Source organism: Micromonospora sp. LOL_015 (assembly GCF_048060275.1).
GTDB lineage: Bacteria > Actinomycetota > Actinomycetes > Mycobacteriales > Micromonosporaceae > Micromonospora_E.
The window spans coordinates 1-15,319 of the sequence record NZ_JBHMIO010000001.1; the positions used below are offsets into that span (position 1 = coordinate 1).

The 15,319-nt window shown below is 71.7% G+C and carries 12 protein-coding genes; 2 read left to right on the forward strand and 10 right to left on the reverse strand.

What is annotated here, in order from left to right; translation table 11 throughout:
• A partial coding sequence (locus ACFHWU_RS00005) for a hypothetical protein (protein WP_416555460.1) occupies positions 1-227 on the forward strand: 227 nt, incomplete at its 5' end.
• Positions 228-637: 410 nt separating this feature from the next.
• Here the strand turns inward: ACFHWU_RS00005 and tpiA are convergent.
• The 9 genes from tpiA to uvrA form a co-directional block, all read right to left on the reverse strand.
• Positions 638-1,402, reverse strand: coding sequence for a triose-phosphate isomerase (gene tpiA / locus ACFHWU_RS00010; RefSeq protein ID WP_416555633.1), 765 nt, complete (start codon positions 1,400-1,402; stop codon positions 638-640).
• A gap of 35 nt (positions 1,403-1,437) precedes the next feature.
• Positions 1,438-2,643 (reverse strand): phosphoglycerate kinase, encoded by a 1,206-nt coding sequence (locus ACFHWU_RS00015; RefSeq protein WP_416589504.1) that lies wholly within the window; start codon positions 2,641-2,643, stop codon positions 1,438-1,440.
• Positions 2,640-3,644 (reverse strand): type I glyceraldehyde-3-phosphate dehydrogenase, encoded by a 1,005-nt coding sequence (gap, locus tag ACFHWU_RS00020; RefSeq protein ID WP_416555464.1) that lies wholly within the window; start codon positions 3,642-3,644, stop codon positions 2,640-2,642. The genes ACFHWU_RS00015 and gap overlap by 4 nt, the downstream gene beginning before the upstream one ends.
• Before the next feature lie 261 nt (positions 3,645-3,905).
• Positions 3,906-4,886, reverse strand: coding sequence for a DNA-binding protein WhiA (gene whiA / locus ACFHWU_RS00025; protein ID WP_123602428.1), 981 nt, complete (start codon positions 4,884-4,886; stop codon positions 3,906-3,908).
• 53 nt (positions 4,887-4,939) lie between these two features.
• Positions 4,940-5,926: a gluconeogenesis factor YvcK family protein gene (locus ACFHWU_RS00030; protein ID WP_416589505.1), complete on the reverse strand. Its 987-nt coding sequence runs from the start codon at positions 5,924-5,926 to the stop codon at positions 4,940-4,942.
• Positions 5,923-6,822 carry an RNase adapter RapZ gene (gene rapZ, locus ACFHWU_RS00035; RefSeq protein WP_416555635.1) on the reverse strand — a complete coding sequence of 300 codons (900 nt, stop codon included), beginning with the start codon at positions 6,820-6,822 and terminating at the stop codon, positions 5,923-5,925. Before rapZ ends, ACFHWU_RS00030 begins: the two co-directional genes overlap by 4 nt.
• A 162-nt stretch (positions 6,823-6,984) precedes the next feature.
• The gene (gene uvrC, locus ACFHWU_RS00040; RefSeq protein ID WP_416589506.1) at positions 6,985-8,979 is read right to left on the reverse strand and encodes an excinuclease ABC subunit UvrC; all 1,995 of its coding nucleotides are present in this window, start codon (positions 8,977-8,979) and stop codon (positions 6,985-6,987) included.
• Positions 8,980-9,070: 91 nt separating this feature from the next.
• The gene (locus ACFHWU_RS00045; RefSeq protein ID WP_416589507.1) at positions 9,071-9,559 is read right to left on the reverse strand and encodes a Rieske (2Fe-2S) protein; all 489 of its coding nucleotides are present in this window, start codon (positions 9,557-9,559) and stop codon (positions 9,071-9,073) included.
• Positions 9,560-9,704: 145 nt separating this feature from the next.
• Positions 9,705-12,692, reverse strand: a complete 2,988-nt coding sequence (gene uvrA / locus ACFHWU_RS00050) for an excinuclease ABC subunit UvrA (protein ID WP_416589508.1) — start codon at positions 12,690-12,692, stop codon at positions 9,705-9,707.
• Positions 12,693-13,099: 407 nt separating this feature from the next.
• Between uvrA and ACFHWU_RS00055 the strand changes: the two genes are divergently transcribed.
• The gene (locus ACFHWU_RS00055) at positions 13,100-14,218 is read left to right on the forward strand and encodes an LCP family protein (RefSeq protein ID WP_416589509.1); all 1,119 of its coding nucleotides are present in this window, start codon (positions 13,100-13,102) and stop codon (positions 14,216-14,218) included.
• A 9-nt stretch (positions 14,219-14,227) separates the two neighbouring features.
• On the opposite strand, the gene rsgA is transcribed toward ACFHWU_RS00055, so the two are convergent.
• Positions 14,228-15,295, reverse strand: coding sequence for a ribosome small subunit-dependent GTPase A (gene rsgA / locus ACFHWU_RS00060; RefSeq protein ID WP_416569282.1), 1,068 nt, complete (start codon positions 15,293-15,295; stop codon positions 14,228-14,230).
• Positions 15,296-15,319: the final 24 nt, after the last annotated feature.

A 15,319-nucleotide genomic window follows, 5' to 3' on the forward strand; every position in this document is an offset into this window, starting at 1 on the left:
ACCAGCGGCCCGCCGCGTCCTGCGACACGGTCACCGTCGACGGCGCCGCGCCCTGCGGCAACGGTCGGGACCAGACGATGTCCAACGGTTCGGACATCTTCGCCAGGGTCAGCCGGCCGGCGCGCCACCGGAACCCGCTGGCGGTGTACTCCGCCGACCGCCGCGACCGCTTCCTCGACTTGAACGACGGATACCGGGCCCGTCTCGCCCAGAAGTCCACAGTCTAGCGATTCGGTGGTGAACCGTGAGGTTGGTGTGCGGTGGACACCGATCCACCTCGGCGACGGACCGGCTTTCCCTGTCCCGCTCCGCAGGAGTTCCGATTCCTCCCCCGGCCGCAACGCCGGAGTATCCACGGAAGGAGTTGATGACCTGACCAGGACCGGACGGGCGGCGCCCGATGTCGCCTAGCCCGTTCCTCGATCCCGATCTGGTCCACGGCGACCTCTACCGGGCCAACGATCGGCTCGCGGACCGCACCCGCACGCCTCGCGAAGGCAGAATCGCCGGCGGGACGCTGGCTTCGGCCCGAAACCCTCAGCTGAGCTAGGTGGGCAAGTGGACAGGAATCAGCCCACCACAGCCCGGACATCCGGGCTGTGGTGGGCTGATTTCGGCAGGTCAGCGTCCTCGCAGGTCAGCGCTTGACGTGCTCCGGAAACCGGGCGATCTGGGCGAACTCGTCGGCGTCCAGGCTGGCGCCGCCGATCAACGCGCCGTCGACGTCGACCTCGGCCATGATCGCGGCGATGTTCGCCGCCTTGACCGAGCCGCCATACAGGATCCGGGTCTGGTCGGCGGTGGCCTGGTCGTACGACTCGGCCAGCCGGGCCCGGACCGCCCCGCACACCTCCTGTGCGTCGGCCGGGGTGGCGGTCTTGCCGGTGCCGATCGCCCAGACCGGCTCGTACGCGATGACGACCTTGACCACCTGCTCGGCGGTCAGCCCGGCCAGTGCGGCGTCGACCTGGTCGCGGCAGTGCGCGACGTGACCGCCGGCCTCCCGCACCTCCAGGCCTTCGCCGACGCACAGGATCGGGGTGATCCCGTTGGCCAGCGCGGCGGCCACCTTGGCCTTGACCACCGCGTCGTCCTCGTTGTGGTACGCCCGCCGCTCCGAGTGGCCGACGGTGACGTACTGGCAGCCCAGCTTCGCCAGCATCGCCCCGGAGATGTCACCGGTGTAGGCGCCGGAGGCGTGCGGCGACAGGTCCTGAGCGCCGTAGCCAATGGCCAGCTTGTCCCCGTCGATCAGCGTCTGCACGCTGCGCAGCGCGGTGAACGGCGGCAGCACCGCCACCTCGACGTCGGTGAGCTGCTGCTCGTTCAGGCTGAACGCCAGCTTCTGGACCAGCGCGATGGCTTCCAGGTGGTTGAGGTTCATCTTCCAGTTGCCGGCCATCAGCGGCCGGCGGGCAACGGTCTCAGGCACTGCTCTCACTTCTCCAGGGCGGCGATGCCGGGCAGGGTCTTGCCCTCCAGGTACTCCAGCGAGGCGCCCCCGCCGGTCGAGATGTGCCCGAAGGCGGACTCGTCGAGGCCGAGGGTGCGCACCGCAGCCGCCGAGTCACCGCCGCCGACGACGGTGAAGCCGTCGACCTTGGTGATCGCCTCGGCGACACCCCGGGTACCGGCGGCGAACGGCGCCAGCTCGAACACGCCCATCGGGCCGTTCCAGAACACCGTCCGGGCCCCGGCGAGGGCCTCGGCGAACGCGGCGACGCTGCGCGGGCCGATGTCCAGGCCGAGCCGGTCGGCCGGGATCGCCGCGGCGTCGACCACGTCGTGGTCGGCGTCGGCGGCGAACGCGGTGGCGGCCACCACGTCCACCGGCAGCACGATCTTGCCGGCGGCCCGCTCCAGCAGGTCACGGCAGGTGTCGACCATCTCGGCCTCCAGCAGCGACTTGCCGACCTCGTGGCCCTGGGCCTTGAGGAAGGTGAAGCACATGCCGCCGCCGACCAGCAGCTTGTCGACGGTCGGCAGCAGCGCCTCGATGACGGCGAGCTTGTCGGAGACCTTCGACCCGCCGAGCACCACGACGTACGGCCGCTCCGGCGCGCCGGTCAGCTTGCCGAGCACCTCGACCTCGCGGTGCACCAGCAGGCCGGCGACGTGCGGCAGCCGCGCCGGTACGTCGTACACGCTGGCGTGCTTGCGGTGCACGGCGCCGAACGCGTCGTCGACGTACGCGTCGGCGAACGCCGCCAGCTGGTCGGCGAAGGCACCCCGCTCGTCGGCGTCCTTGCTGGTCTCCCCCGGGTTGAACCGCAGGTTCTCCAGCAGCGCGACCTGCCCGCCGGTCAGGGCGGCGACGGTGGCCTGCGCCGAGGCACCGACGGTGTCGGTGGCGAACGCGACCGGCGCACCGAGCAGCTCACCGAGCCGGGCGGCGACCGGGGCCAGGGTGTACTTCGGGTCCGGGGCGCCCTTGGGCCGACCCAGGTGGGAGCAGACCACCACGGCCGCGCCGGCGTCGCGCAGCGCGGTCAGGGTGGGCAGCACCGCCCGGATCCGGCCGTCGTCGGCGATGACCCCCAGGTTGTCCTTCTCGAACGGGACGTTCAGGTCGGCGCGCAGCAGCACGCGCCGACCCGACACACCCTCGGCGAGAAGGTCGTCGAGAGTGGTTACCTGGCTCACAGGGACGCGCCCACCAGCTTGACCAGGTCCACCAGGCGGTTGGAGTAGCCCCACTCGTTGTCGTACCAGCCGACGACCTTGACCTGGTCGCCGATCACCTTGGTCAGGCCGGCGTCGAAGATGCACGACGCCGGGTCGGTGACGATGTCGGCCGACACGATCGGGTCCTCGGTGTAGGTGAGGATGCCGGCGAGCGGGCCCTGCGCGGCGGTCTTGACCGCGGCGTTGACCTCTTCGACGGTGGTCTCCCGGCCGACGGTGACGGTCAGGTCGGTGGCCGAGCCGGTCGGGATTGGCACCCGCAGCGCGTAGCCGTCCAGCTTGCCCTTGAGCTCCGGCAGCACCAGGCCGATCGCCTTGGCGGCGCCGGTCGAGGTCGGCACGATGTTCAGCGCGGCGGCGCGGGCCCGACGCAGATCCTTGTGCGGGCCGTCCTGCAGGTTCTGGTCCTGGGTGTACGCGTGGATGGTGGTCATCAGGCCACGCTCGATGCCGAACGTGTCCTGCAGCACCTTCGCCATCGGGGCGAGGCAGTTGGTGGTGCAGGAGGCGTTCGAGATGATCGTGTGCTTCGCCGGGTCGTACTGGCCGTCGTTGACGCCGAGCACGACGGTGAAGTCCTCGTTCTTGGCCGGGGCCGAAATGATCACCTTCTTGGCGCCGCCGTCGACGTGCGCCTTGGCCTTGGTGGCGTCGGTGAAGAAGCCGGTCGACTCGATCACCACGTCGGCGCCGAGCTCGCCCCACGGCAGCTTGGCCGGGTCGCGCTCGGCGAGCGCCTTGATGGTCTGCCCGCCGACGGTGATCTCGTCGCCGCTGGCCTTCACCTCGTGCGGCAGCCGGCCCAGGATGCTGTCGTACTTGAGCAGGTGCGCGGTGGTCGCGGTGTCGCCCAGGTCGTTGAAGGCGACGATCTGGATGTCCGCGCCGGAGGCGAGCACCGCCCGCGTGAAGTTACGGCCGATACGGCCGAAGCCGTTGATGCCAACCCGGATGGTCACAGGTCCCATCTCCTTGCTTCTCGCCCGTCCGGGCCGGAGCCGGACGGATTGGTGTGCGCCGACCGCGTGGCGGGCCGGGCGCCGATCAGATGATCCGGCTGGTCACGCCGCAGCCGTACGTGGCTCGGGCGGGACACCCGAGGCGGTGGTCGCGGCGGGAGAGCCGGGTGCCGGCCCCGTCGCCGTACCCTGCGACCCTATCCGAGAAGCCCGTGCCGTGTTGCGCCGGGGCGTCCGGTCACCCTGGTTCACAACTGGTGTTCACCCGACGAGCATCTCCGCCGTCACCGCGTCCTCGGTGTCCGGAATGCCGAGATCGCGGGCCCGCTTGTCGGCCAGCGCCAGCAGCCGCCGGATCCGCCCGGCGATCGCGTCCTTGGTCAGCGGCGGGTCGGCCAACGCGCCCAGCTCCTCCAGCGACGCCTGGCGGTGCTCCAGCCGCAGCCGGCCCGCCGACGTCAGATGCCGCGGGGCGTCGTCGGCGAGGATCTCCAACGCCCGGGTCACCCGTGCGGCGGCGGCCACCGCCGCACGGGCCGAACGGCGCAGGTTGGCGTCGTCGAAGTTGGCCAACCGGTTCGCGGTGGCCCGCACCTCCCGGCGTACCCGCCGCTCCTCCCAGGTCAGCACGCTGGAGTGCGCGCCGATCCGGGTGAGCAGCGCGGCGATCGCGTCACCGTCCTTGACCACCACCCGGTCGACGCCGCGCACCTCGCGTGCCTTGGCGGCGATCCCCAGCCGCCGGGCGGCCCCGACGAGCGCCAGCGCCGACTCCGGCCCCGGGCAGGTGATCTCCAACGCGCTGGACCGGCCCGGTTCGGTCAGCGACCCGTGCGACATGAACGCGCCCCGCCAGGCCGACACGGCGCAACAGACGTTCGCCGACACCAGGTGCGGCGGCAGGCCACGCACCGGCCGCCCCCGCACGTCCAGCAGCCCGGTCTGCCGGGCCAACGCCTCGCCGTCCTTGACCACCCGGATGATGAAGTGGTTGCCCTTGCGCAGCCCGCTCGGGCTCAGCACGTGGATCTCACTCGAGTAGCCGTAGACGTCGGCCACCTCCCGGCGCAGCCGCCGGGCCACCGCGTTGGTGTCCAGCTCGGCCTCGACGACGACCCGGCCGGCGACGATGTGCAGCCCGCCGGAAAAGCGCAGCAACGCGGCCATCTCGGCACGACGGCAGCACGGCTTGGGCACATCGACCCGGCTCAGCTCGTCCTTGACGGCAGCGGTCATCGCCATAGTCATTCACCTCACGGGGGCCGGTTAGACGGCGGGTACCGATACGTACGTGCTTAACGAGCGGACCCCAGGACAGGCACCAGGGCGGCACCCAACGCGACCGGATCGTGCCGGGGGCTGCCGTCGGCGACCGCCAACGGGGCGAGCGTCAAACGCGCACCCAGCGATTCTGCCGCACGGGCCGCCGGGCCGGGATCGCCGACCGCCGTGCCGTCGGCGAGCACTGTGTCGACCTGCAGCTGCGGCAGGTACCAGCTGAGCGCGGCGAGGTGGTCGGCGACCGACAGCCCGAGGGTCTCCTTCTCCGCCGCCAGGTTCAGGGTGACCAGCCGCCGGGCCGGGCTGGCCACGATCGCGGCGGCCAGGTCCGGCACCAGCAGATGCGGGATGACGCTGGTGTACCAGCTGCCCGGCCCGAAGATCAGCCAGTCGGCGTCGCGCACCGCCGCCAGCACCGGCTGGCAGGCGGCCGGCGCCTTCGGTTGCAGCCGTACCGACTCGACCCGGCCCCGGGTGACCGCCACCGCGTGCTGGCCCCGGACGGTGACCACGTCGGTCGGCCGGCGCGGGTCGCCGCCGCGCACGTCGGCTTCGATCGACACCGGCTCGCAGGACATCGGCAGCACCCGGCCGGTCGCACCGAGCAGCCGGCCGACGTGGTCGAGCGCGGCGACCGGGTCGCCGAGCAGCTCCATCAGCCCGCAGAGCACCAGGTTGCCGACCGCGTGCCCGGTGAGCGGATCGGGTCGGTCGGTGGCCGGTGCCTCCCCCGGCACCGGCACGAACCGGTGCTGGAACAGCTCGGCGGTCAGCTGGTCGGCCGGCGCCGGCCCGGCGAGCGCGGCGAGCGCCTGGCGCAGGTCGCCGGGGGGCAGCGCGCCCCGGTCGGCCCGCAGCCGACCGCTCGACCCGCCGTCGTCACCGACCGTAACCACCGCAGTGAGGTCCAGCGCCAGGTCGGTACCGGCATGGCGCAGGCCACGCAGCGAGGCGGCCAGCCCGTGCCCGCCGCCGAAGGCCACCACCCGCAGTACGCTCACTCGCGCCCCAGGTCGCGGTGCTGGGCGTTGACCGACAGCCGGGCCTGACGCAGCCGTACGGCGAGCTCCTCGGCGATCGCCACGCTGCGGTGCTTGCCGCCGGTGCAGCCGACCGCCACGGTCAGATAGCGTTTGCCCTCCCGCTCGAACCCGGCGGTGGTGGCGTTGACCAGCTCGGCGTAGTTGCGGACGAAGTCGTCGGCGCCTTCCTGGCTGAGCACGTACCCGCTGACCGACGTCTCCCGGCCGGTGTACTCGCGCAGGTCCGGGACCCAGTACGGGTTGGGCAGGAACCGCGCGTCGATCACGAAGTCGGCGTCCGGCGGCAGCCCGTACTTGAAGCCGAACGACAGCACGGTGATCCGCAGCCGGCGGGCGTCCTCGCCGCCGAACAGCTCCTCGACCCGGCGCCGGAGCTGGTTCTCGTTCAGATGACTGGTGTCGATGATCACATCGGCCTGGTCGCGGGCCTCGGCGAGCAGGTCCCGCTCGGCGGCGATGCCGTCGGCCAGCCGGCCGTCGCCCTGCAGCGGATGCGAGCGCCGGACGCTTTCGAACCGGCGGATCAGCACGTCGGCGGCGGCGTCGACGAAGACCACCCGGGGCTGGTAGCCGCGCTCCTTGAGCGCGCGGATCGCGCCGACCAGGTCGGTGGAGAAGGCGCGGCTGCGTACGTCCAGCACCATCGCGGTCCGCCGGGCCGCCCCACCGGCCCGCATCGCCAGCTCGGCCATGTCGAGCAGCAACGCCTGCGGCAGGTTGTCCACCACGTAGTAGCCGACGTTCTCCAGGGCCCGGGCCACCGTGCTGCGTCCACCTCCGGACACCCCGGTGACCACGACCAGCCGGGCCTCGTTCTGGTCGGCCGCGGTGCCGGCCGGTTCGCCGTCGTGCACGGCGCTGCTGGCCAGGTCGTCGACCGCCGCGACGCCGTCCGGTGTGTCGTCGGCCGGCCGGGTGATGTCGTCGCCCGGGTTCAGGCTGTCCTGCCTCACGGTCCTCCTGCCTCGGGTACGCGGCGCGCCAGGTGCGCGCAGGTCGGCACCACAGATGGGATTCTAGGTGCGATCCGCGCCGCCATCCGGCGACCCGGCGAGCGCAGCGACGATCGTCTCCGCGGTCCGCCGCCCGATGCCGGGCACCTCGGTGATCTCGTCGACGGTCGCCGAGGCGATCCGCCGGATCGAGCCGAAGTGCCGCAGCAGCGCTTTGCGGCGGGTCTCGCCGAGCCCGGGCACCTGGTCCAGCCCGGAGGCGGTCATCCGCTTCGACCGGCGCTGCCGGTGGTAGGTGATCGCGAACCGGTGCGCCTCGTCGCGGATGCGTTGCAGCAGGTAGAGCCCTTCGGAGGTGCGCGGCAGGATCACCGGGTAGTCGTCGCCGGGCAGCCACACCTCCTCCAGCCGCTTGGCCAGCCCGCACAGCGCCACGTCGTCGACGCCGAGCTCGGCCAGCACCGTCGCGGCGGCCTGCACCTGCGGCGCACCGCCGTCGACGACGACCAACTGCGGCGGGTACGCGAACCGGCGCGGCCGCCCGGTCTGCGGGTCGACACCCGCCGGAGGCTGCCCCACGTCGACGGTCGGCTGCGGCGATGCCCCGTCCGGGGTCGCCTGCGGCGGCACGTCGGCCGCGGGCCCCTGCGGCGGCGGTTCGTCGGAGGGCTGGCGGTGGCGGGCGAAGCGTCTACGCAGCACCTCGCTCATCGCGGACAGGTCGTCGGTCGCGCCCCGGACCGCGAACCGGCGGTACTCGGCCTTGCGGGGCAGCCCGTCCTCGAACACCACCAGGCTGGCCACCACGTCGGTGCCCTGGATCTGCGACACGTCGAAACACTCGATGCGCAGCGGCGCGGCGGCCAGACCCAGTGCCTCGGCGATCTCCTCCAACGCCTGGCTGCGGGTGGTCAGGTCACTGGCCCGGCGCAGCTTGTGCCGGGTCAACGCCTCGCCGGCGTTGCGCGCCACGGTCTCCATCAGGGCACGTTTGTCGCCGCGCTGCGGCACCCGCAGGGTCACCCGGCTGCCCCGGCGGGCGGTCAGCCAGTCGGCGAGCGCCGGCGCGTCCGCCGGCAGCTCGGGCACCAGCAGCTCGCGCGGCACGTCGGTCTCGCCCTGCTCGGGGCCGTACACCTGGGTGCAGAAGTGGTGCACCAGGTCGGCGGTGGTCAGCTGCTCGACCTTCTCCACCACCCAGCCGCGCTGACCGCGCACCCGGCCGCCGCGGACGTGGAAGACCTGCACCGCGGCCTCGAGCGGGTCCTCGGCGAAGGCGACCACGTCGGCGTCGGTGCCGTCACCGAGCACGACGGTCTGCCTCTCCATCGCCTTACGCAGCGCTGCGACGTCGTCACGCAGCCGGGCGGCCCGTTCGAACTCCAACGCCTCGGCGGCGTCGTGCATGTCCCGCTCCAACCGGCGCACCATGGTGTCGGTGCGCCCAGCCATGAAGTCGCAGAACTCGTCGACGATCGCCCGGTGCCCGGCGGTGTCGACCCGGCCGACGCACGGCGCCGAGCACTTGCCGATGTCGCCGAGCAGACACGGCCGCCCGACCTGTCCGGCCTGCCGGAACACCCCGGCCGAGCAGGTCCGGGCCGGGAAGACCCGCAGCAGCAGGTCGAGGGTCTCGCGGATCGCCCAGGCATGCGAGTACGGCCCGAAGTAGCGCACCCCTTTTCGTTTCGCCCCGCGCATCACCTGCAGCCGGGGAAACTCCTCGTCCAGCGTCACCGCCAGGTACGGATAGGACTTGTCGTCCCGGTAGCGGACGTTGAACCGGGGGTCGTACTCCTTGATCCAGAGGTACTCCAGCTGCAGCGCCTCGACCTCGCTGCCGACGGTCACCCAGTCGACCGACGCGGCGGTGGTGACCATCTGCTGGGTGCGCTGGTGCAGCTGCCACAGGTCGCCGAAGTAGGAGTTGAGCCGGCTGCGCAGGCTCTTGGCCTTGCCGACGTAGATGACCCGCCCGGTGGGATCACGGAACCGGTAGACCCCCGGCGAGTCCGGGATGGTGCCGGGGGCAGGGCGGTAGCTGGACGGATCTGGCATCGCCGTCAGCGTAGTCCAGGGCTGTGACAGCTCCGGTCGTCCGCGTCCGCGTGGGCGGCACGCACCCGGCGGACGCGGACGACCGGACCCGTCAGGCCACCGAGATGGTCTCGCCGTCGACGGTGACGGTCTTCTCCTCCAACGGCGACGGTGCCGGGCCGGAGAGCACCGAGCCGTCGGAGATGGAGAAGCTACTGAAGTGGCAGGTGCAGTTGATGGTGCCGTCGTCGAGGTTTGCGACCGGGCAGCCCCGGTGGGTGCAGATGTTGCTGAACGCCTTGAACTCACCCTCGACGGGCTGGGTGACCACGGCCCCCTGAGCAGCGAGGATCACGCCACCGCCGACCGGGACCTGGCTGGTGGTCAGGCCGTCGCCGCCGGAACCGGTGTCGCCGCCGGTCTCCGTGCCGCCGGTGGGGTCGTTGCCGGCCGGAGTGTCGGTGGCGCCGGCACCCAGAATGTCGTCGTCGCCGGTGCCGCACGAAGCGAGCGCCACGGTCGCTCCGACCCCGCTTGCGCCGATCAGCAGCGCCCGGCGGCTGGTCGGACCGGTGTCGGTCGTCGTCTGGTGCTCAGTCATTCAGCTTGCCTCCTGTCAGTTGCCACGGCTGGTCGTCCATGGCCACGCCAGTAGAAACGGCGAGGCGTCACGAACGGTTCATCCCGGAATGACGGCAGGACCATGATCCATGCGCAGCCGTAGACGCCGCTGTACGGTCGCTGTGTCAATGCTGTGCGACCGCTTCGGCGGCGCGCCGTGCACCGGAGGAGCCACGCTTCGCCCTGGTCGACGTCCCGGTCGTGCGGCCGGCCGCGCCGTTGGCCTTTGCCGCGCGGGCGGAGGCGGCGGCCGATCCGGCGGCGGAGCCGGTAAGCCCGAGGACCGGGCGCAGGAACGCCCCGGTGTGGCTCTCGGCGACCTCGGCGACCTCCTCCGGCGTGCCGGCGGCCACCACGGTGCCGCCCCGGTGCCCGCCCTCCGGTCCCATGTCGATCAGCCAGTCGGCGGTCTTGATCACGTCGAGGTTGTGCTCGATGACCACCACCGTATTGCCCTTGTCGACCAGGCCAGCCAGCACGGTCAGCAGCTTGCGGATGTCCTCGAAGTGCAACCCGGTGGTCGGCTCGTCGAGCACGTAGACGGTCCGGCCCGTGGAGCGTTTCTGCAGCTCGGAGGCGAGCTTGACGCGCTGCGCCTCGCCGCCGGACAGGGTCGGCGCCGGCTGCCCCAGCCGCACGTAGCCCAGCCCCACGTCGACCAGGGTCTTCAGGTGCCGGTGGATCGCCGGGATGGCCTCGAAGAAGTCGGCCGCCTCCTCGATCGGCATCTGCAGGATCTCGGCGATGGTGCGGCCCTTGTAGTGGACCTCGAGGGTCTCCCGGTTGTACCGGTCGCCCTTGCAGACCTCGCATGGCACGTAGACGTCCGGCAGGAAGTTCATCTCGATCTTGATGGTGCCGTCGCCCGAGCACGCCTCGCACCGGCCGCCCTTGACGTTGAACGAGAACCGCCCCGGACCGTAGCCGCGCACCTTGGCCTCGGTCGTCTCGGCGAACAACCGGCGGACGTGGTCGAACACCCCGGTGTAGGTCGCCGGGTTCGACCGTGGGGTACGGCCGATCGGCGACTGGTCGACGCCGACGACCTTGTCGACGTGGTCCAGCCCGGTGATCCGGGTGTGCCGGCCGGGCACCAGTCGGGCGTTGTTGATCTGGTTGGCCAGCACGGTGTAGAGGATGTCGTTGACCAGCGTCGACTTGCCGGAGCCGCTGACCCCGGTGACGGCGATCAGCTGGCCGAGCGGGAACGTGACGGTCAGGTTGCGCAGGTTGTGCTCGCGGGCACCGTGCACCACCAGTTCCCGGCCGGGCGTCGCCGGCCGCCGGGTGGCCGGCACCGGGATGACCTTGCGACCGGACAGGTACGCCCCGGTCAGCGACTCCTCGCTGGTCAGCAGCTCGTCAACCGGCCCGCTGTGCACGATCCGGCCGCCGTGCTCACCGGCGCCGGGCCCGATGTCGACGATCCAGTCGGCGGTCCGGATGGTGTCCTCGTCGTGCTCGACGACGATCAGCGTGTTGCCCAGGCCACGCAGCCGCACCAGAGTCTCGATCAGCCGGTGGTTGTCCCGCTGGTGCAGCCCGATCGACGGCTCGTCCAGCACGTACAGCACCCCGACCAGGCCGGAGCCGATCTGGGTGGCGAGCCGGATCCGCTGCGCCTCGCCGCCGGACAGGGTGCCGGCCGGGCGGTCCAGCGACAGGTAGTCCAGGCCGACGTCGACCAGGAACCGTAGCCGGGCGTTGATCTCCTTGAGCACCCGCTCGGCGATCATCTTCTGCCGGTCGGTGAGCACCAGCCCGCCCAGCAGGTCGGCGCACTCGCCGACGGACAGCCCGGTCACCTCGGCGATGTTGCGTCCGGCCACGGTGACCGCGAGCACCTCGGGCTTGAGCCGGGCGCCGCCGCACGACCCGCACGGCACGTCCCGCATGTAGCCTTCGTACTTCTCCCGCGACCACTCCGACTCGGTGTCGGTATGCCGCCGCTCGATCCACTGCACCACGCCCTCGAAGCCGGTGTAGTAGGACCGCTCCCGGCCGTACTTGTTGCGGTAGCGGACGTGCACCTGGTCGTCGGCGCCGTACAGGATGGTCTTCTGCGCCCGGCTGGGCAGTTTGCGCCACGGGGTGTCCAGGTCGAAGTGCTCCGCCTCGCCGAGCGCGGCGAGCAGCCGGGCGAAGTACTCCTGGGTCTGCCCGCCGGACCAGGGCTGGATGGCGCCGTCGCGCAGCGAGCGCTCCACGTCCGGAACGACCAGCTCCGCGTCGACCTCCTTCTTGGTCCCCAGACCGACGCACTCCGGGCAGGCACCGTACGGCGCGTTGAACGAGAAGACCCGCGGCTCCAGATCCTCGATCGCCAACGGATGGTCGTTCGGGCAGGCCAGGTGCTCGGAGAACCGCCGCTCGCGGGCCGGGTCGTCCTCGGCGAGGTCGACGAAGTCGAGCAGCACGATGCCGCCGGTGAGGCCGAGCGCCGACTCCACCGAGTCGGTCAGCCGGCGCCGGGCGCTCGCCTTGACGGTCAGCCGGTCGACGACCACCTCGATGGTGTGTTTTTCCTGCTTCTTGAGCTTCGGCGGCTCGGTCAACGGGTGCACCACCCCGTCGACCCGGGCCCGGGCGTACCCCTTGGCCTGCAGGTCGGCGAAGAGGTCGAGGTACTCGCCCTTGCGTCCGCGCACCACCGGGGCGAGCACCATGAACCGGGTGCCCTCGGACATGGCCAGCACCCGGTCGACGATCTGCTGCGGGGTCTGCCGGGAGATCCGTTCGCCGCAGACCGGGCAGTGCGGCTCGCCGACCCGGGCGAAGAGCAGCCGCAGGTAGTCGTAGACCTCGGTGATCGTGCCGACGGTGGACCGCGGGTTGCGCGAGGTGGACTTCTGGTCGATGGAGACCGCCGGGGAGAGCCCTTCGATGAAGTCGACGTCCGGTTTGTCCATCTGGCCGAGGAACTGCCGGGCGTACGACGACAGCGACTCGACGTACCGCCGCTGCCCCTCGGCGAAGATGGTGTCGAACGCGAGGCTCGACTTGCCCGAGCCGGACAGCCCGGTGAACACGATGAGCGCGTCACGCGGCAGGTCGAGGCTGACGTCGCGGAGGTTGTGCTCACGCGCGCCACGGATGATCAATCGGTCGGCCACGGTCCGCCTGCTCCCGTAGAGGCGCACAAAGGTGCGTTTTCTGTCAGGTGTCTGAATCGTCACATTTGACGGCGCCGGGTCAGTAGGTCTGCGCCGACCCGGCCGATGCCTCGGCAACTGTAGCCCCGGGCTCCGACAACTCTGCCCGACCACGTCGTCACCCGATCGGGGTATCCCGGTACCGGTCCCGCCAATACCGCCCGGGCGATCCGGAACTCCCGGCATACTGCACATACTGGTCAAGTCACCCATTGACCTGGCGTGGAGCAGGGGTTCCTCCACGTGTCAGCGGGCCGGCCCGTCCGATCGGGGGGTGGGACGGGTCGGCCCCCGCTGCCGTCCGGCCAGCACTGACCGGCCAAGCCGGCAATGTCGGGCCGGTCGGCGGCACCGTATTCTCTGATCCCATGTCCGACGCGGTCTCCGACGCCACGGTCGACGCGAAAGCTACGCCCGATGCGAGAGTCATGCTCGATGCGAAACCCAAGCCCGACGCGTCCGTATACGGCGACGGGTCGCCGCCCGGCGCGACGGGGCAGCAGTCCTCCCGCCGCCGTGGTGGCCGCTGGCTGCGTCTCGCCCTGCTCATCGCGGGGCTGTCGCTACTCCTGGTGGCCGGTGGTACCGCCACCGCCGGATGGCTGTACGCCCGATCCGTCGAGTCGCACGTCGACAAGGTGGAGATCTTCACCGCACTGCCCGAGGCGCAACGCCCGGTCAAGGCCGTCGAGCAGGCGAAGAACTTCCTGATCGTCGGCAGCGACTCCCGGGATCCGGACACCTCCGGTTCCCGCACCGACACGATCATCCTGGCGCACCTGCCGGCCGACCGCAGCGGCGTACAGATGATCTCCATCCCCCGGGACACCTGGGTCCAGGTTCCGGACCCGGACGGCGGCGGCCGCCAGGACAAGATCAATTCCGCGTACGCAACCGGCGGGACGCCGCTGCTGGTGCAGACCGTGGAGGCGTTCACCGGAGTCCGGATCGACCACGTGGTGCTCATCGACTTCGCCGGCTTCGCCGAGATCATCGACGCCGTCGGCGGAATCGAACTCGCCGTCGACGAGTCGTTCACCTCGGTCCACCCGCCGTACCGGCAGTTCACCGCCGGGCTGCAGCAGATGGACGGCGACACCGCGCTGGACTACGCCCGGCAGCGCAAGCAGTTCGCCGACGGCGACTTCACCCGGGTACGGCACCAGCAGGAAATCATCGCGGCGGTGCTGGACCAGGCCAGCGGCAGCGGGCTGCTCACCAGCCCGGGCCAGCTGGACGACTTCCTGCGCGCCACCGCCGACGCGGTCACCGTGGACGAGGGCACCTCGGTGTTCGACACGGTGTGGGCGCTGCGGCAGCTGCGCAGCACCGACCTGACCATGCTCACCTCGCCGTCGGCGGGCACCGGCCAGCAGGCCGGGCAGAGTGTCGTCTTCCCCGACGAGGCGGCCGCAGCAGACCTGTACGCGGCGGTCCGTGGCGACACCGTCGACGACTGGCTGCGCGAGCACCCGACCGGCCGCTGACCCGGCCCGTCACCGCTGCCGGTAACGTGCCCGGTTGTCCTTCGAGATCCGCTTCCACTTGGCCCGCTCGGCGGCGGCCAGCCGCGCGTCCCGGCGACGCATCTCGTGCGCGACCTCCCGCTGCAGGCGCTGCCAACTCTCCCAGCGGCGCACCGGCAGGTCGCCCGACTCGATCGCGGCACGCACCGCGCAGCCCGGCTCACCGCTGTGCGCGCAGTCGGCGAACCGGCAGGCGGCGGCGAGCTCGGCCACGTCGGAGAACGCCTCGTCCAGGCCGTCGGCGGAGTCCAGCAGACCCACCGCCCGTACGCCCGGGGTGTCCAGCACCGCCCCGCCGCCGGGGATCGGGATCAGCGCCCGGTAGGTGGTGGTGTGCCGGCCCTTGCCGTCAACCCGGCGGATGGCCTGCACCCCCATCACCTCGGTGCCGGCCAGGGCGTTGACCAGCGTCGACTTGCCCGCCCCGGACGGCCCCAACAGTCCCAGAGTGCGACCGGGCGCCACGAGCCGGGACACCTCGTCGATGCCGTCACCGCGTTGCGCGCTGACCGTGATCACCGGTACGCCCGGTGCCACGGCGGACACCTGGTCGCCCACCGCCGCTGGGTCGACCGCAGCATCACACTTGGTCAGCAGGACCACCGGCTCGGCGCCGGACTCCCAGGCCAACGCCAGGAAGCGTTCGATGCGGCCCAGATCGGGTGCCGGGTGCATCGGTTCGACGACGGCGGCCGTGTCGACGTTGGCGGCGAGCACCTGCCCGGTGGAGTCCTTGTCGGCGGTACGGCGCACCAGCGCGGTCCGCCGGGGCAGCACCTGCTCGACGGTGGTCCGCTCGTCCGGCCAGGTCCGCACCAGCACCCAGTCGCCGGCGCAGGGCAGGGCCACCGGGTCGGACGCGGCGGCGGTGAGGACCGCGCCGGCGACACTGGCCCGCATCGGTCCGTCGGCCACCAGTACGGTGCACACCCCGCGGTCCACCCGGGCCACCCGGCCGGGCTGGTGGTCGGTGTCGGGAGCCGGCAGGGCACGGTCGTGGAAGGCGTCCCAGCCGAGGGACGCGAGATCGAACGTCATGAGAACCCTTGTCAGGTCGTGGGG